This is a genomic window from Roseibium sediminis (genome assembly GCF_008711325.1).
Lineage (GTDB): Bacteria > Pseudomonadota > Alphaproteobacteria > Rhizobiales > Stappiaceae > Roseibium > Roseibium sediminis.
The window spans coordinates 156,642-174,045 of the sequence record NZ_VXDB01000003.1 but is presented as its reverse complement, the minus strand read 5'-3'; the positions used below and the strand labels follow the sequence as shown (position 1 = coordinate 174,045).

At 58.4% G+C, this 17,404-nt stretch carries 11 protein-coding genes; 5 read left to right on the top strand and 6 right to left on the bottom strand.

Annotation, left to right across the window (positions count from 1 at the left end; genetic code table 11):
• Complete coding sequence (locus tag F0155_RS04240) at positions 1 to 204, top strand: DUF1737 domain-containing protein (protein ID WP_150523228.1); 204 nt, start codon at positions 1 to 3, stop codon at positions 202 to 204.
• Here the strand turns inward: F0155_RS04240 and F0155_RS04235 are convergent.
• The 5 genes from F0155_RS04235 to F0155_RS04215 form a co-directional block, all read right to left on the bottom strand.
• Positions 198 to 1,157 (bottom strand): ATP-grasp domain-containing protein, encoded by a 960-nt coding sequence (locus tag F0155_RS04235; protein WP_150523227.1) that lies wholly within the window; start codon positions 1,155 to 1,157, stop codon positions 198 to 200. The two genes, F0155_RS04240 and F0155_RS04235, sit on opposite strands and share 7 nt — an antisense overlap.
• Before the next feature lie 11 nt (positions 1,158 to 1,168).
• Positions 1,169 to 1,810 carry an outer-membrane lipoprotein carrier protein LolA gene (locus tag F0155_RS04230; RefSeq protein ID WP_150523226.1) on the bottom strand — a complete coding sequence of 214 codons (642 nt, stop codon included), beginning with the start codon at positions 1,808 to 1,810 and terminating at the stop codon, positions 1,169 to 1,171.
• 88 nt (positions 1,811 to 1,898) lie between these two features.
• Positions 1,899 to 4,703: a DNA translocase FtsK gene (locus F0155_RS04225; RefSeq protein ID WP_150523225.1), complete on the bottom strand. Its 2,805-nt coding sequence runs from the start codon at positions 4,701 to 4,703 to the stop codon at positions 1,899 to 1,901.
• Entirely contained in the window at positions 4,700 to 5,923 is a 1,224-nt protein-coding gene (locus F0155_RS04220; protein WP_150523224.1) for an aminotransferase class I/II-fold pyridoxal phosphate-dependent enzyme, read from the bottom strand. The genes F0155_RS04225 and F0155_RS04220 overlap by 4 nt, the downstream gene beginning before the upstream one ends.
• A gap of 135 nt (positions 5,924 to 6,058) precedes the next feature.
• Positions 6,059 to 6,319 carry a DUF1674 domain-containing protein gene (locus F0155_RS04215; protein ID WP_150523223.1) on the bottom strand — a complete coding sequence of 87 codons (261 nt, stop codon included), beginning with the start codon at positions 6,317 to 6,319 and terminating at the stop codon, positions 6,059 to 6,061.
• Between the two features lie 127 nt (positions 6,320 to 6,446).
• Here F0155_RS04215 and htpX point away from each other — a divergent pair, with 127 nt between their 5' ends.
• From htpX to purH, 4 genes are all read left to right on the top strand, one after another.
• Positions 6,447 to 7,409 carry a zinc metalloprotease HtpX gene (gene htpX, locus F0155_RS04210; protein WP_150523222.1) on the top strand — a complete coding sequence of 321 codons (963 nt, stop codon included), beginning with the start codon at positions 6,447 to 6,449 and terminating at the stop codon, positions 7,407 to 7,409.
• A 117-nt stretch (positions 7,410 to 7,526) separates the two neighbouring features.
• Positions 7,527 to 8,909, top strand: coding sequence for a 16S rRNA (cytosine(967)-C(5))-methyltransferase RsmB (gene rsmB / locus F0155_RS04205; RefSeq protein WP_150523372.1), 1,383 nt, complete (start codon positions 7,527 to 7,529; stop codon positions 8,907 to 8,909).
• Positions 8,910 to 9,041: 132 nt separating this feature from the next.
• Positions 9,042 to 10,805: a heparinase II/III family protein gene (locus F0155_RS04200; RefSeq protein WP_150523221.1), complete on the top strand. Its 1,764-nt coding sequence runs from the start codon at positions 9,042 to 9,044 to the stop codon at positions 10,803 to 10,805.
• 88 nt (positions 10,806 to 10,893) lie between these two features.
• On the top strand, positions 10,894 to 12,510 hold the full coding sequence (purH, locus tag F0155_RS04195) for a bifunctional phosphoribosylaminoimidazolecarboxamide formyltransferase/IMP cyclohydrolase (RefSeq protein WP_150523220.1): 1,617 nt from the start codon (positions 10,894 to 10,896) through the stop codon (positions 12,508 to 12,510).
• Between the two features lie 78 nt (positions 12,511 to 12,588).
• On the opposite strand, the gene F0155_RS04190 is transcribed toward purH, so the two are convergent.
• Entirely contained in the window at positions 12,589 to 17,394 is a 4,806-nt protein-coding gene (locus F0155_RS04190; protein WP_150523219.1) for an NAD-glutamate dehydrogenase, read from the bottom strand.
• Positions 17,395 to 17,404 lie beyond the last annotated feature (10 nt).

Below are 17,404 nucleotides of genomic sequence, written 5' to 3'. Positions count from 1 at the left end.
ATGAAGCTCTATCGTTTCATTACCGGCGTTGATGACAGCGAGTTCTGTCACCGGGTCACACAGGCTCTCAACAAGGGCTGGCAGCTGCAGGGCTCCCCGTCCCTGACATATGATGCAACACAAGGCCGCACGATCTGTGGTCAGGCCGTGGTGAAGGAAGTCGACGGGGAGTATTCTCGCGACATCAAGCTCGGCGATTATTGATCCGGACCAAAGGTGAGCGCGTCGAAGACGCGCTCATAAACTTCAGCAACGACTGCCTTTTCCATGTCGCCCTGTGCGGCGAGGCGCGCAAGGCCCGGGGCGGCGTTCACCTCCAGTATCCGGTAGGTTCCATCCGGAGCTGCTATCAGATCAATCCCTGCATAGCGAAGATTGAGACAGGCTGCGGCTTTGATCGCGGCATCTGCAAGCGTGCTTGAGAGCACATCCGTAATGAGCGCTCCAATCCCTCCGGCTGAGAGGTTCGCGTTGGGTAGCAGCCGGACTTTTTGACCCTCTTCCAGAACCGTATCGAATGTGAGGCCCTGGCGGACAAGCTCGCGCTGGCAACGGGGATCTGAGAGCAGCTTTTTCAGCTTTTCTCCCATGAGGTCACGAATTGCCGTTCTGCCGTTTCCGCATAGACCCGGAGGAGTTCGCTGAACCGCGCACAGAACAACCCCGTCAAGCACGAGAAGTCTGAGATCATCTCCTTCTACCGCTTTCTGCAGCAAAAGAAGGCGGTGCCTGGCGAGGAGCTGATCAATTGAATCGGTCAGGTCGTCGCGGGTCTCAAGCCGTTCGACATCGAGACCTTCCTGCCCTTCGTTTGGTTTCAGAAAGAGTGGGTAGCCATGCTCATCGGCGAAGGTGAGTGCCGTTTCCTTTGCTCTGGCCACCGGGCCAGAAAGGCAAAGGCTTTCGGGGGTAAGCAAACCGCACTTATTCAAAGCAGCGAGGCTAGCCGCCTTGTCGTCCGCTATTTCCGACGCGCCGAGGGGATTGAGATCAAAGTGGGTTCCGCGAAAGAACCAGCGGCGGCCGGAAGTCGTCTCGACATGGCCGCCATGGCCATGCTCATCCAGAAGGGTCAGGGTCAGCCCGTGTTTTTCACAATAGGGTTCAAGAAGCCTTGAGACCAGCGAACGGTGTGCAGTGTTGGACGCGGCGCTCAATTCGCGCTGTCCTACTTGCCCTGATTTTGGCGGGTGTTTGCCAGATAGTCGATCTTGAACAGCTCGGGATTTGTCGGGCCGTTGGAGACGACGTTGTAGACCGCGACAGACGTATCGAAGCCCTGCGCATCGGTGACCGTCCACTGCTTCAGCTCATAGGTGGAGGCATCGAAGATCAGGGTCAGCATGCCGGAGTTGAAGGTGGTCTGGTCTTCCAGAACAACCGTGATCAGATCGGATTCGGCAACGACGTTGCGGATCTTGGATTCCGTCTGAAGATTGATGTTTTCCGCCAGAAGGAAGCGGAGCGGGGTCTGGCCAAGCGGCCAGATATCCTGTGTGTTCAGCTTCCGATCCTTCACCGAGACCGACTTGCCGTCGGCGATGATGTCCAGCTTTGCCGGCGGGTTGTAGTAGAATCGCACCTTTCCGGGTCGGGCAAGATAGAACTTGCCTTCCGTCTGCGAACCATCAGGTCCGAACTGCACGAAATCGCCATGCATCGTCTTCACGGAATTGAAGTAGCGATTGACGTCGCTGAGCGTCTTTTGCTGACTGTCATTCAGTGCGGCTGCCGGACCCAACAGGGCCACGGACATGCCTGCAATGGCAACGAGTTTCAGTGCGGTTCTAGCAAGCGTGCGAATCGGCATCGGTCACCTTGAAGGTTTGTCTCAAGTGTTGGCTGGTTCTCTAGCCGGTTCGTGTGGCAAAGCTTTGGCAATCCCGGTCTGCTTTCGTTCAGAAATCTTCCTCAACGCCGTTTTGCACCAGGATTTCCCGTTTGCCCGCGTGGTTGGCGGCACTGATCAGGCCTTCCTGCTCCATCCGCTCGATCAGGGACGCTGCCCTGTTGTAGCCGATGGACAGGCGGCGCTGGACATAGGAGGTCGATGCCTTCTTGTCCCTGAGAACAATTGCCACGGCCTTGTCATAGAGATCATTGCCGTCGCCGTCACCCCCGCCGGACATTCCGCCCCCATCATAGGGGCTGTCGCCGCCGTCTTCTTCCTCGGTAACAGCCTCAAGATATTGCGGTGTGCCCTGCACCTTGAGGTGCTTGACGATTTCCTCGACCTCGCTGTCGGAGACAAACGGACCGTGGACACGCTGGATACGGCCACCACCGGCCATGAACAGCATGTCACCCATGCCGAGAAGCTGTTCGGCACCCATTTCGCCGAGAATGGTGCGGCTGTCGATCTTCGAGGTTACCTGGAAGGAGATACGGGTCGGGAAGTTTGCCTTGATCGTACCGGTGATTACGTCCACGGACGGGCGCTGGGTTGCCATGATGATGTGGATACCGGCTGCACGGGCCATCTGTGCCAGACGCTGGATCGCGCCTTCGATGTCCTTGCCGGCCACCATCATCAGGTCCGCCATTTCGTCGACGATGACGACGATATATGGCATCTGCTCCAGCGGCAGTTCCTCTTCCTCGTAAATCGGTTCGCCAGTGTTGCGGTCGAAACCGGTCTGGACGGTGCGGGTGAAGTTCTCGCCCTTTTCCAGCGCCTGCTTGATACGTGTGTTGTAGCCGTCGATGTTTCGAACGCCCATCTTGGACATCTTCTTGTAGCGCTCTTCCATCTCGCGGACGGTCCATTTCAGAGCAACAACAGCCTTTTTCGGGTCGGTCACAACAGGGGTCAGGAGATGCGGTATGCCGTCATAGATGGAGAGTTCCAGCATCTTCGGGTCAATCATGATCAGCTTGCACTGGTCCGGGGTCAGCCGGTACAGGAGCGAGAGGATCATGGTGTTGATGGCAACTGACTTACCCGAACCGGTTGTCCCCGCAACAAGCAGGTGAGGCATGCGGGCAAGGTCGGCAACCACTCCCTCGCCGTTGATGGTCTTGCCCAGACCAAGAGCGAGTTTTGACTTGGATTTCTCGAAGTCTTGAGACGCCAGCATTTCGCGCAGGTAAACGGTTTCACGGCGTGCGTTCGGCAGTTCGATGCCGATGGCGTTCTTGCCGGGAATGACGGCGACGCGAGCAGAGATCGCGCTCATGGAGCGGGCAATATCGTCAGCAAGGCCGATCACGCGGGACGACTTGATGCCCGGGGCCGGTTCCAGCTCGTAGAGTGTCACGACAGGGCCGGGACGCACTTCGAGAATTTCACCGCGCACGCCGAAGTCTTCCAGAACACCTTCCAGAATACGGGCGTTCTGTTCCAGGGCTTCGGGTGAAAGTCCCGGCATTTTTCCGGCAGCCTTCGGTTCTTCGAGAAGACGCAGCGGCGGCAGTTCGTACTCTTCCGGCGCACCGAGAAGCGACGGCTGTGCCTCGGCGACGACGCGCTTGCCTTCCTTCGGGCGGGGAGCAGGCGGTACAACGCGCCCTTTCGGGGCTTCCGGTACCGGGCTTGCAATGCCTATCGGAACTGCTGGTTGGGCCGTAGGCTCCGGTGCCGCCGGAACCGGGCCTGCAACGCGTCCCTTGTTGATCATCAGATCATTCGGATCAAAGGTTTCACCCTCTTCACCGTAATAGGGTTCGTCCTCATAGCCGTAAGCATCGTCATCATCGGCATGGGCCTGTTGGCCGCTTCTGCGGGCAGGAGCCGGTTCCTCATAGAAATCTTCGAGGCCGTCATCGGCATCATCCGGCATCAGTTTACCGGCGATGGCCCGGCGCAGAGCCGTCAGACGACTTTCCTTGCGCTGCTGTGGCTCGTCATCGACGATGTCCTCAAAGTCTTCGTCGTCATGATAGTCTTCATCGCGAGCACGGGCGGTGCGTACTTGTCCTGTCATGCGGCGGACAAAGGCAACCAGCATCAGGCCCCAATGGCTGATCCAGCCGATAGAGGCACTGAGATAGTGGCCAACGCGCGATTCGCCATCATCCTCGTCGTCATCAAGTCCGAGATCCGCTTCAAGGTTCCGGCCATGGCCGACCGGTGTGGCGCGGGTAGGACTGGCAACAGCTTCGCGAGGTTCGCCCGCAAACCAGCCAGCGGATTTTACCAAAAGCACGACAGCTGGAACACCAAGACCAATGACGCCGACGATCGTGGCAGCGCCTTCGGTCAGGTTCTTTGTGAACGCACCGGGAATCATGTGGACAGCATCCCCGAGGAAACCACCGAGGCCGGTCGGCAGCGGCCAGCTTTCGGGGATCGGAAGGGCAGCCAATGCCCCGCCAGCAAACGAGGTGCCCAACAACCAGTAGAACAGCCGCTTGCCGCCGATCCGTGTTGCCTGTCCTGCCAGCAGGCGCCAGCCCCAGAAAACAACCGGGATCAGGAAAACTGCCGTCGCCAGACCAATGGTCTGCATCAGGATATCAGAGAGGATTGCACCGGGTGTTCCAAGCGCATTTTGGGCCGGATGCCCGGTGGCATGGTTCAGGCTCGGATCATTGACCGACCATGTGGCAAGCGAGGCCGCGAGGGCAGCCGTTGCCGCAATGATGGACAGTCCGGCAGCTCCCACCAGATTGCGGCGCATGAAGCGCTTCAGCGGGCTTTCGGTGTCCAGAAGGTCGATGTTGGAGCGCCGGTTTGTAGCGCGTACGGTACCTGCACGTTTCATGCGGCGCCTCCCAGCCAGTCGGCAAGTCGTTCCAGAGCCGTAACGGTTTCGTCATAAGGGGCGACAAGACCAACGCGAATGTAGGTCCTGCCAGGGTTGCTTCCGTCGCTCTGATCGGAGGCGAGGTAGCTTCCGGGCAATACCTTGACGCCCTTTTCTTCCCAGAGGGAGCGGGTAACGGACACGGCATCTCCCCATTTGGAGATATCGAGCCAGAGGAAAAATCCGGCGTCGGGTGTCACCTTGCCCAGAATGGGCCCAAGAATTTTCTCGGCGGCTTCAAATTTCTCGTTGTAAAGCCTGCGGTTCTCGATGACGTGGTCTTCGTCGCCATAGGCGCGGACGGCCACCGCCTGATGCGGCATGGGCACCTGCGGCGCAGCAAGACCGCGGAAACTTGCCCATTTGGGCAGGAAGTCCGGATCGCCAGCAGCAAAACCACAACGAAGCCCGGCCAGATTGGAGCGCTTGGACAGGGAATTCAACACCACGATATTTGAAAGCCCCTCACCCAAGGCCTTTGCGGCCTCCAGAATTCCGGGAGGCGGTGTGGTGCGGTAGAGCTCAGAATAGCACTCGTCGGCAAACAGGAAGAAGCGATGCTGGCGGGCAAGCTTGATCAGCCTTGTCCAATACTCGAGGCTCGCAACAGACCCTTCCGGATTTGTCGGCGAGGCAACGTAAAAGGCAACACAGCGATCCAGAAGATCGGGATCGAGACTGTCGAGATCGGGCAGGAAGTGGTGGCCGGGGACAGCATCCAGAAGAACAGCTTCTGCGTCCGCGACATGGGCGGCCGCTGCATATGTCTGATAGAATGGGTTCGGCAGAGTGACGACAGGGTGATCCAGACCCTTGTTCAGCTGATCGCGTGCAGCGATCGCGCCAAAGGTCAGGCCCTCGCGGGACCCGTTCAGCGGCAAGACCCCATTTTCTGGGTCGACGAGGCCCTCAAGATTGTAGCGCCGGTCCAGCCAGGACGCGACGGCCTGCCGGAACTCTGGAGTTCCGTTGATGGCCGGATAGCGGCTGAAGTCTGCAAGATTATCTGCAAGCACCTGCCCCAGGAAAGCGGGCATGGCGTGCCGGGGCTCGCCAATTGTCAGGGCAATTGGGGGCATTCCCGGTTCAACGCCGGCCAAAAGAGCAGCAAGGCGCTGGAAGGGGTTGGAACTCGGCAGGGCCGCACCACGCCGATATGCAAACGAAGTCTGGTTCATGAATCAGCTAACTCAACAACATGCGTACGCGCCGCCAACAATAGGGGGGCTTTGGTTAAATGCTCTTTAACCATGCGGGCCTGATGGCGGAATTATTGACGAGCCTGATTTTTGGTTTGAAGCGATTGTGGAATTTCAGAAATCCACCGTCAAACCCTTGATTTCCCAGTCATCGTACCGGGTTGGCTCCAGTCCGCCCCGGCCATCGACTTCTTTCGGAAGGGCGTCTCCCCTCGCATCGATTTCCTGTCTGCGCTTTTCTGCTTCCCTTAGGGCGCGTTGAGCGGCAGGGGGCAGGTCCTCGAATTTCCTTTTCGGAGCATCGGCAACATTTGTGGCCAGAGAGGGGGCAGCGCCTACCGGATTGGTCTCGGTCTGGTTGTCGCTCTCGCTCATCCGGTCGTTTCCTTTGCCTTTGCCACCAAATCTTGCGAAATATTCGCAGCGTCACCAAATTTAGGGCGACACTGCGCTATATAGTGCGCAAAACGGGCAAACGAAACAGGTCATACGGACGAGATCCATGAACTACCTCAAGACAGGCATGCTGCTTGCCGCCATGACGGCACTTTTCATGGGCATTGGTTTCATGCTCGGCGGATCGAGCGGGATGATGATCGCTCTGGTCGTGGCCGCCGCCATGAACATTTTCAGCTACTGGAATTCCGACAAGATGGTCCTGCGCATGCATCATGCCCAGGAAGTGGATGCCCGCACCGCGCCGGAACTCTACAACATGGTGGCGCAGCTTTCGCGCAATGCGGACCTGCCGATGCCAAAGGTCTACATTATCGACAATCCGCAACCGAACGCCTTTGCGACTGGCCGTAACCCTGAAAATGCTGCGGTGGCGGCGACAACCGGGCTTCTCAATCTCTTGAGCAAGGAAGAAGTTGCCGGTGTGATGGCGCATGAACTTGCCCATATCAAGAACCACGACACGTTGATCATGACGATCACGGCAACGATTGCCGGTGCGATCTCCATGCTTGCGAATTTCGCGATGTTCTTCGGGTCGAGCGACAATCGGAACAATCCGCTCGGGTTTGTAGGCGTCATCCTGATGATGATCGTGGCTCCGATGGCGGCTGCCATCGTGCAGATGGCGATTTCCCGTACACGCGAATATGCCGCCGACCGCATGGGCGCGGAAATATGCGGTGAACCGATCTGGCTGGCTTCTGCTCTTGCAAAAATCTCCGGCGGCGTTGCCCGCATTCACAATCCGGACGCCGAACACAATCCGGCAACGGCGCATATGTTCATCATCAATCCGCTCTCGGGGGAACGCATGGACAATCTGTTTTCCACGCACCCCAATACGCAGAACCGGATTGATGAATTGCAGAAGCTGGCACAGTCAGGCCTTGGCAGCACCGGTTTCCGGCCTGCACCCGACTATGCCACATCGCAGGCGCCATCCACTTCGGGCCGCGGCTCTGTTCCGCCGACCGGCGGGTCTCGCCCAAAAGGTCCGTGGGGCTGATGAAACCGACACGCTTGCCCTTTTCCGTGGTAAGCAGGTAAACAGCAAATCATGACACAGCGCCGTGGACGGGTCCGTCTGCGGCGCTTGTGCTTTTCAGCCAAATTCCGATTGGGGATGCTAGTGGCCCGTCCGTTCAGACCGAAGAAAAACACCAAGGCTCCGAAAGAGGTGCAAAGACCGGATGAAAAGCCGGGATTTGCCGCTAGGAAGGTCGCTGCGGACATTCTGGGCAATGTCGTTCACAAGCGTCGGCCGCTCGATGGAGAACTGGACCTGCAATCGGGTCACTCGGGATTTCGGGCGCTTGAGGGCAAGGACCGCGCTCTGGTGCGGGCCATCATCGGTGCTGCCCTTCGTCATCGCGGCGAGATTTCGGAAATCCTGACACGTCTGCTCGACCGGGATATCCCGGAGAAGACCGGCCGTGTGCTCGACATCCTTCACGTTGCGATTGCCCAGATGCTGTTTCTCGACATTCCGGATCGTGCGGCTGTCTCGCTTGCAGTCGATCATGCCTCCGTCGACCGAAGAGTCCAAGTTTACAAGGGGCTGGTCAATGGCGTCCTGCGCCGTCTTGGTCGTGAGCGCGAGGAAATGATCGAGGATCTTGATGCCGATGCGCTGAACACGCCGGAATGGCTTTTTGCCCGCTGGAGCGAAACCTATGGCGAGGAGACCGCTCGACGTATAGCGGCCGCTCACCGCAACGAGGCCGCTCTCGATCTTTCTGTTAAGTCCGGCCCGCAAGAGTGGGCCGAAAAACTTGAAGGTACCCTGCTGGCCGAGCGCACCGTACGCTTGTCACAAAAAGGCGCCGTTGATGGCCTCGCAGGCTTTGAGGACGGGGACTGGTGGGTTCAGGATCTTGCCGCGTCCCTTCCAGCGCGTCTGCTTGGAGATATAGAGGGAAAGCGCGTGGCTGATCTTTGCGCGGCCCCCGGCGGCAAAACGGCTCAGCTCGCTTCTGCCGGAGCCGATGTCACGGCGATCGACATTTCCAAAGGGCGGTTGAAGCGCCTTTCGGAAAACATGACGCGTCTTGGCCTATCCGTTGAAACAGTGACAGCGGGCTTGCGTGAGTATTCTCCGGACAGCCCCTTTGACGCTGTGCTTCTGGATGCGCCATGCAGTGCCACAGGCACCATTCGCCGACATCCCGATGTGGCGTTGCTGAAGCGGGAGCGGGACATCGAAACCCTGTCTGCTATCCAGAAGGAACTTCTTCTGCGCGTTGCTGACTGGGTCAAACCTGGCGGGCTTCTTGTCTATTGCACCTGTTCGCTTGAACGCGACGAAGGCGAGGCACAGATTGAAGCCTTTCTGGCGGAAAGATCCGATTACCGCCTCGTTCCTGCAACTTCTGCGGAAGTGGGCAATCTGCCTGAAAGTGTCTCGAGTGAAGGATATTTGAGAACACTGCCCTGCCATCCGGTTGGTTCAGATAATTGTGCGCCGGGAATGGACGGATTTTTTGCTGCGCGCTTGCAACGTGTTTAACGCCACATAAACTGTATTTGGCAATACTTGTCCAAGAGGTTGAACTGCCTCTTGAATTGGTTAGTGGCGTATTAACGAGGGCAAGCGCATTTTTTTCCTGGGAAAGTTCTTTTTCCGGCTGGTGTCTTGATCATGGGAACCGCGTCTGAAAGCAGCCACGTATGGCGGCTGCTTGCATCCCATCTATGGCAGCAGGCTTCGCGCTGGGTGCATGGCGGAATGCTGTTCCGTTTGCGGCCTTCCTCGAACGTGCCCAGTCGGGTGCTGATCGCCCCGCAGGATCTGCGCACCGCTGACGCCATGAACGCGGCCGACATCTACGGCGGGCGTTTCCTTTTTTCCGGACATCTGGTGGAAACACACGGCGAGTCTCCGTTCGAATTGTACGGTCAGGCAAGGGACTGGCAGCGCGAATTGCACGGATTTGGGTGGCTCCGCGATCTGAGGGCGGCAGACAGCAAGATTTCCCGGCAAAATGCTCGTGTCCTCATCGATGACTGGATCAAGCTCTGCGGCACCCGTCATCCTGTGGGGTGGGAAACACCCGTGGTCGCGCGGCGCATCATGTCCTGGCTCTCCCATTCCCCGTTCGTGCTGGATGAGGGAGATCATGACTTCTATCGGCGGTTCCTGAAATCGCTGGCCAAGCAGGTCGCCTATCTGCGACGAACCATCAATGAGACCCGCGACGGGGTCGAGAGGCTTCAGGCCGCACTTGCCATTGCTTCTGCCTGTGTTTCCATGGCGGGACAAAGCCGATATGCGCGTCAGGCCATGCGCCGCCTTGATACGGAACTTGCTCGCCAGATCCTCTCCGATGGTGGGCATATTTCGCGCAACCCCGGCGCCATGATTGAAATTCTCGCGGACCTGTTGCCGGTTCGTCAGGCGTTTGTGATGCAGGGCATGGAGCTGCCCAAGGGAATGTTGCAGTCTGTTGACCGGATGATGCCGATGATGCGGTTTTTCCGCCATGGCGATGGTGCCTTCGCCCATTTCAACGGTATGGGGTCAACGCCGAATGATCTGGTGGCCACCATTATGGCCTATGATGATGCCCGTGGGGCGCCGCCGACCAATGCTCCGCATGCCGGATACCAGCGCCTCGTTGGCGGTGATGCCACTGTGTTGATGGAAACGGGCAAGCCACCTCCTCCAGGACTGTCTGAAGATGCACATGCAGGGTGCCTGTCCTTCGAGTTTTCGAGCGGCATTCACCGGCTCGTTGTCAATTGCGGCGTGTCTGGTCTGTCAAACAGCAAGTGGCGGCAGGTCAGCCGGTCAACCGCAGCTCATTCGACGGTCTCCATTGGCGACACGTCTTCCTGCCGGTTCCTGACCTCCCCCCGGTTTGGCAAATGGTTGGGCAACCCGATCATTTCCGGTCCGTCCAATGTCCCTACAGATCGGACCGACAGCGCCACCAGTTCCAAGGTATCCGCGTCCCATGATGGATATCTGAAGGAGTTTCGGGTTGTCCACGAGCGGGATTTGCGTCTTTCTGCGGACGGAACGGAACTGAGCGGCATCGACAAGATCCTCGCCAAGGGGCCGATCAATCCGGAGCATTACTATACGATCCGCTTCCACCTCCATCCGCAGATCAAGGCCACGCTGCATAACAAGGGATCGCTTGTTCAGCTGGTGTGCCCGGATGGTGAGACATGGGAATTCGACGCACCGGGCGCGGAAATTCATCTGGAAGATTCCATCTATCTGTCCGATGTCTACGGCCATCGGAAAACCTCTCAGATCATTATCTATGGGGTCATTCAGGAAATGCCTTCCGTGGCTTGGCAGTTCCGCCGAACAGCGATTGCCCGTTTGAGCCGCCGTGGGATCAGCGACTTTGATGATGCCAAGGCGCTTCCCGATGATCCGGGCGATTTAGTTTGACGCTCAGGCGCATTGCCATCTTTTGATTTGCGCGTCTTCGTGATAGGGCGAGGCCAACTCCCAACCTCCCAGCTCGCGAGGCATGTTGATGGCTATCACCTCCAAGGCCGTTCCCGTTCCCGAATTTGTTCCCGTCAAACGCGCTCTGCTGTCCGTTTTCGACAAGGCCGGTCTGGTCGAATTCGCCAAGGCGCTTTCTGACCGGGGTGTTGAACTGGTCTCCACCGGCGGCTCATACAAGGCTCTCAAGGATGCCGGGTTGACCGTTTTGGACATTTCCGAAGTCACCAATTTTCCGGAAATCATGGATGGCCGGGTGAAGACCCTGCATCCGATGGTGCATGGCGGCCTTCTGTCGATCCGTGATGATGTTGACCACCAAAAGGCCATGGCTGATCACGGGATCACCGGCATTGATCTTTTCTGCGGCAACCTCTATCCGTTCGAAGATGTGGTTGCAAAGGGTGCCGACTATGCGACCGGCATCGAGAACATCGACATTGGCGGTCCGGCGATGACCCGCGCTGCGGCCAAGAACCATGCCTATGTGACCGTTGTCACTGATCCGGCCGATTATGACGAGGTGATCGGCGAGCTGGATGCCAATGGTGGCAAAGCCCCGATTGCATTGCGCAAGAAGCTGGCCTTGAAGGCTTTTGCACGCACGGCGGCCTATGATGCGGCGGTTTCCAACTGGTTGGCCGATCAGCTGAACGAAGAAGCTCCTGCTCACCGGGCTGTTGGGGGCGCTCTTGCCGAAGTTATGCGCTACGGCGAAAACCCGCACCAGTCTGCAGGTTTCTATGTCACCGGCGAAAAGCGCCCGGGCGTTGCAACGGCACGCCAGCTTCAGGGCAAGACGCTCTCTTATAACAACATCAACGATACGGACGCGGCCTTTGAGCTTGTTTCCGAGTTCGATCCCTCCCGCACCAGCGCTGTTGCCATCATCAAGCATGCCAATCCGTGCGGTGTTGCCGAGGCAGCGACGCTTCGCGAGGCCTATGAGCTGGCGCTGCGATGCGATCCGGTGTCGGCTTTCGGCGGCATTGTGGCCCTGAACCAGAAGCTGGACGCGCAGACTGCAGAGGAGATCGTCAAGGTCTTCACCGAAGTGATCATCGCCCCTGAGGCTGATGAAGCCGCTCAAGAGATCATTGCGGCCAAGAAAAACCTTCGTCTGCTTCTGACCGGCGGCCTTGCTGATCCGCGCGCGAAAGGCCTTGCGGTCAAGTCTGTGGCGGGCGGTCTTCTGGTCCAGTCACGCGACAACGGAGTTGTCGACGATCTGGATCTGAAGGTGGTGACAAAGCGCGCTCCCAGCGCGCAGGAACTCGCTGATCTCAAATTCGCCTTCCGTGTCGCCAAGCACGTGAAGTCCAACGCGATCGTCTATGCCAAGGATGGAGCGACGGTCGGTGTTGGTGCAGGCCAGATGAGCCGCGTGGATTCAGCCCGTATTGCTGCGCGCAAGGCGCTGGATGCGACAGAGGCTGCTGGCCTCTCCGTGCCGCTCACCAAGGGCTGTGTTGTGGCTTCCGATGCCTTCTTCCCGTTTGCAGACGGATTGCTGTCCGCTGCCGAGGCAGGTGCAACGGCGGTCATCCAACCGGGTGGATCCATGCGGGATGAGGACGTGATTGCGGCTGCCGATGAGGCTGGTCTCGCCATGGTTCTGACCGGAATGCGTCACTTCCGGCATTGAGTATTTCAGACCTTATAATGAGAAAGAGCCGGCTCGTAGGCCGGCTCTTTGCATTTTCACGTTTTCCTGAATGCAGGATCAGGTCTGGGCAGCTTCGGCCAGTAGGCTTGCAGCCACGGAGAACTTGGAGACGCTCAGCTCGCCGTCCAGAATTTCCGCCATGGTGCGTGTCGTGCGGTCGACGGCCTTTTCATTGGCGGTCAGCCAGGCATCGAAGGTCCCGACCTTGATCGCCTTGGCGCACAGGCTGCGGTGAGCTGCAGTCAGGGTTGCGCGGGCGCGGTCGAGGGCCAGACCATCGTAATAGTCGTGGATCTCGAAGGTTCCGGCCAGCTCCTGCATTGCGCCTACACGGAAGTGAGAAGCCACTTCGAAATAGGCCTTTGCAGCGCTGACGAGGTCCGCCCCGGTTTCTTCCGCGATCAGGACAATGTCCGGAATAGCGGCTTCTGCCGGCAACCAGGCGAGGCGATGGGCGAGATCCTTGGGCAGACCTGCCGCGACAAGCTCGTCTGCAGCCTTTGAAAGCTCCTTGACCTGTTCGTCTGTGACAATTGTGTTCAGCTTGCCCTTGAGCGTTGAAATGCCCTTGCTGAACCTGTCAACCACGGCGGCAATCCCCTTGTCGAAGGAGACGTTGCGCTTGAACCAGACCACACGTTCCAGAAGCAGGTCCTGAATGCGGCTGTAGAGCCCAAGCTGGACACCGCCATCGATCTTGGTGTCGAGTGCGTCGATTTCCTCATACAGCTCGGTGAGGCCAAAGCTGTTGCGGGATGCGACAAAACACTGGGCGATTTCGCTGGTGGTGGCCCCTGTCTGGTCGAGCAGACGGGTCATGAAGGTCGGTCCGCCGCGGTTGATCATGGAGTTTGCCAGCATCGTGGCAATGATCTCGCGGCGCAGGCGGTGGCCGGTGATTTCTTCCTCGTACTTCTTGGCCATGTGGTCAGGGAAGTAGCGGAAAAGTTCACGGGCCAGATAGCTGTCGTCAGGCACGGAGCTGCCAAGCAGGGCATCGTAAAGCGTCAGCTTGGCATAGGCCAGCAACACACCCAATTCCGCACGGGTCAGGGTCTGGTTGTTGGCCTGCATGTCGGCAAGGACCACATCGTTCGGCAGATACTCCACCTTGCGGTCCAGCAGACCTGCCTGTTCCAGTTGCCGCATCATGCGGATCTGGTAACCGAAGTCTTCTGAACCGCGCCGTTCGCACATGGAAATGGCGAGGGTCTGGAGATAGTTGTTGCGCAAGACCAGATCGGCAACTTCGTCGGTCATTTCTGCAAGAAGCGTGTTCCGGCTTTTCAGGGTTAGCTTCTGTGCCTTCATGGCCGCGCCAAGGGCAATCTTGATATTGACCTCCATGTCCGACGAGTTCACGCCGGCGGAGTTGTCGATCGCATCGGAGTTGCAACGTCCCCCGCTCTTGTGGAACTCGATACGAGCACGCTGTGTCAGACCAAGGTTCGCTCCTTCGCCGATCACCTTTGCTCCCACTTCCGGCGCGGTGATGCGGATCGGATCGTTGGCGCGGTCACCGGCATCAGCATCCGTTTCGGTTGTTGCCCGGATATAGGTCCCGATGCCGCCGAACCACAGAAGATCAACCTTCATCTTCAAGATGGCGGTCATAATTTCCTGCGGTGTCGCCTTGGCGCCGGTCAAGCCCAGCATCTGGCGCATTTCATCGGAAACCGGAATGGACTTTGCAGAGCGCGGGAAGATGCCGCCGCCTTTGGAAATCAGCTTGGCGTCATAGTCCTTCCACGACGAGCGACCCATGTCGAAGAGGCGCTTGCGTTCCACCCAGGTCTTTGCCGGATCCGGATCCGGGTCGATGAAGATGTCGCGGTGGTCGAAAGCAGCGACGAGTTTTGTTGCCTTGGAGAGCAACATGCCGTTGCCGAACACGTCGCCGGACATGTCGCCCACGCCAGCTGCGGTGAAGGGCTCGGTCTGGATGTCGCGGTTCATTTCGCGGAAGTGGCGCTTGACCGCTTCCCAGCCGCCGCGGGCAGTGATGCCCATCTTCTTGTGGTCGTACCCGGCGGAGCCGCCGGAGGCAAAGGCATCACCCAGCCAGAAGTCACGACCTTCGGAAATGCCATTGGCAGTGTCGGAGAAGGTCGCCGTTCCCTTGTCAGCGGCGACAACGAGATAAGGATCATCGCCGTCATAACGCAGCACATTCGGCGGCGGCAGGAGGATGTCTTCATCCAGGTTGTCGGTGACATCCAGCAGCGCGTTGATGAAGACCTTGTAGCTTTCCGTACCTTCCTTGAACCAGGCGTCACGGTCGCTCATGTCCGGCAGTTGCTTGGGCACAAAACCGCCTTTTGCGCCAACCGGAACGATTACGGCGTTCTTCACCTGCTGGGCCTTTACGAGACCGAGGACCTCGGTACGGAAGTCCTGCGGGCGATCTGACCAGCGCAGGCCGCCACGGGCGACCATGCCGAAGCGAAGGTGCACCCCTTCAACGCGGGGGCTGTAGACGAAGATTTCGCGGAAGGGTTTGGGATCGGGGAGTTCCTCGATCTTGCGGGACTCGATCTTGAAGGAGATGGTTTCCTTCGGCTGGCCGTCCGCGGTCACCTGATAGAAGTTGGTGCGCAGTGCGGATTCGATCGCATTCTGGAACCGGCGAATGATGCGGTCGTCGTCGAGACTTGCGACCTCCTCCAGATCTGCCATCAGCTCTGCGGTCAGTTTTTCCATCGCCTTGTCGCGACCCTTTTCCTTTTTCGGGTCAAAGCGAAGATGGAACATGCCGACGAGTTTGGCGGCAATCGCCGGATAGTTGTTGAGGGCGGTCCACATGTAGTCTTCGGAGAAGCGGATGCCCGCCTGACGAAGATACTTGGAGAGGGCGCGCAGGACGGCAATATCGCGCCATGCCAGCGCCGCGCCCATGACCAGCTGGTTGTAGCCGTCGTTTTCCGCCTGCCCGAGCCAGATGGCCATGAAAAGACCTTCCAGACGCTCTTTCAGATCGTCAGGGAAATCAAATGTTCCACCTGCCCTGCGCTCAAGCGTCATTTCATGCATGTAGCAAAGAGGACGGGAATCGGGAGTGATGCGGTAGGTCCGCTCGTTGATCACCCGGAAGCCCATGTTTTCCAGCAAGGGAACGCGGGCGGACAGCGGGATCGGAGCGCCGTGGTTATACACCTTGAGGGACAGGCGTTCCTGTTCGGTTTCACTGGCGCGGAAGAAGGTGATCGCCGTTTGGTGCTCGTCCGAAAGGGTTTCGACCTTTTCAAGATCAAACAGCGCTGTGGCTGCGTTGTAGACTTCCTTGTAGCCGCCATGGAAGGCGAGCGCATATCGGTCGGACAGTTCGCGGGCCCGGGCCGGTTCGAACTTTGTGCGCAAGGCATCACGCAGGCTGTCCGGCCAGGTGCGGACCATTTCGGCCACGGCTCTTTCCAGCTCGTCCTGATCCGGCTTGGGCGTCACGCCCTTGTCGCGGCCAACGATGTAATGGACACGGGCCAGCGGACCTTCCGGATAAGTGACATACCAGGCCGATAATCGCCCATCATAGATGTTGGCAAGATAGGTGCCGATGTTCAGTCGAACTTCGGTCGTGTAGCGATCACGCGGCACGAAGCACAGGATCGAGACATAGCGGTCAAAGCGGTCGACACGGGACAGGACCCGAATTCGAGGACGTTCGTCCAGCTGCAGAATGGAGATGGCAAAGTCGAAGAGCGTGTCCTTGTCGATCTGGAACAGCTCATCGCGCGGGAAGGCTTCCATCACGTTCGACAGTGCACGGCCGGAATAGCTTTCCGCACTGTATCCGGCCTTGGCCAGAACCCCGGCCACCTTGCGGCGCAGGAAAGGAATGGTGTTTGTCGGCTCGGTATAGGCGGTCGAGGCGTAAAGGCCCACGATCCTGAGTTCGCCGATCATCTTGCCGTCGTCGTCAAACAGCTTTGCGCCGACATAGTCCATGTGCACTCGGCGGTGGACGCGGGTTTTCACATTGGCCTTTGCAATGATCAGCGGTTCGGGTTTCAGGAGAAATTCGCGGATCTCGGGCGTGATCTGCACGAATTCGTTGCCCCTGCGCAGCACCCGCACTTCCGGATCCGATAGAAGACCAAGGCCCGTGCCGTCATTGGGGGACAGTTCCCCGTCGATCACGCCGCCATCGAACTTGTATTCGCGCATACCGAGGAAAATGAAATTGTCCTTGGCCATCCACTCGAGGAAGTGAATGGCTTCCCACAATTCGTCGCTGCTGCCGTCCAGCTGGGCCGTCTTGTAGCTGTCGATCGCTTCCTGAAGGCGTTCGCGCATGGGACGGAAGTCCTTCACGACCGCTCGCACATCATTGAGAACGGTGTTCAGGCGGTTTTCCAGATCCTGACGCGCATCCTTGCTGTCGATGCGCGTGACATGGATATGTATCAGGCTCTCCTGGCAATCATCATGCTTGGGCGTGCGCTTGCGTTCCTTGGCAGAGATAAGTTTGCCCTTGGCGTCGCGGTCGACGATGTAGATCGGATGCAGGACGAGGTGAACCTCGAGCTTGCTTTCCTGCAGCTCGTCCATGACCGAATCAACCAGAAATGGCATGTTGTCGTTCATGATCTCAATGACGGTCAGCTCAGAAGCGCGCCCGTCCTTGGCCTTGATGGACGGGTTCGAAACGCTGACCCGATGGGTTCCCAACGAATGCGTCTGGAAGTCCTTCCAGGCAATTTTTGCAAATTCTGCAAGTTCATCAACGCTGTAGACGACAAGGTCCTCTGCCGCTCCGCGCGTGTAGAAGGCGGATGCAAAATCGGCGAGCGCTTCACTTTCCTTCTTCAGCTTTGAAATTGTTGCGGAAATCAGTTTCGTTTTGGCTGGCTCGCGCTTATCCGGCATTTGGTTCCCC

Coding starts and splice junctions, on each gene's coding strand:
- F0155_RS04240 (WP_150523228.1), top strand. CDS start 1: ATGAAGCTCTATCGTTTCATTACCGGCGTTGATGACAGCGAGTTCTGT.
- F0155_RS04230 (WP_150523226.1), bottom strand. CDS start 1,810: ATGCCGATTCGCACGCTTGCTAGAACCGCACTGAAACTCGTTGCCATT.
- F0155_RS04225 (WP_150523225.1), bottom strand. CDS start 4,703: ATGAAACGTGCAGGTACCGTACGCGCTACAAACCGGCGCTCCAACATC.
- F0155_RS04220 (WP_150523224.1), bottom strand. CDS start 5,923: ATGAACCAGACTTCGTTTGCATATCGGCGTGGTGCGGCCCTGCCGAGT.
- F0155_RS04215 (WP_150523223.1), bottom strand. CDS start 6,319: ATGAGCGAGAGCGACAACCAGACCGAGACCAATCCGGTAGGCGCTGCC.
- htpX (WP_150523222.1), top strand. CDS start 6,447: ATGAACTACCTCAAGACAGGCATGCTGCTTGCCGCCATGACGGCACTT.
- rsmB (WP_150523372.1), top strand. CDS start 7,527: ATGCTAGTGGCCCGTCCGTTCAGACCGAAGAAAAACACCAAGGCTCCG.
- F0155_RS04200 (WP_150523221.1), top strand. CDS start 9,042: ATGGGAACCGCGTCTGAAAGCAGCCACGTATGGCGGCTGCTTGCATCC.
- purH (WP_150523220.1), top strand. CDS start 10,894: ATGGCTATCACCTCCAAGGCCGTTCCCGTTCCCGAATTTGTTCCCGTC.
- F0155_RS04190 (WP_150523219.1), bottom strand. CDS start 17,394: ATGCCGGATAAGCGCGAGCCAGCCAAAACGAAACTGATTTCCGCAACA.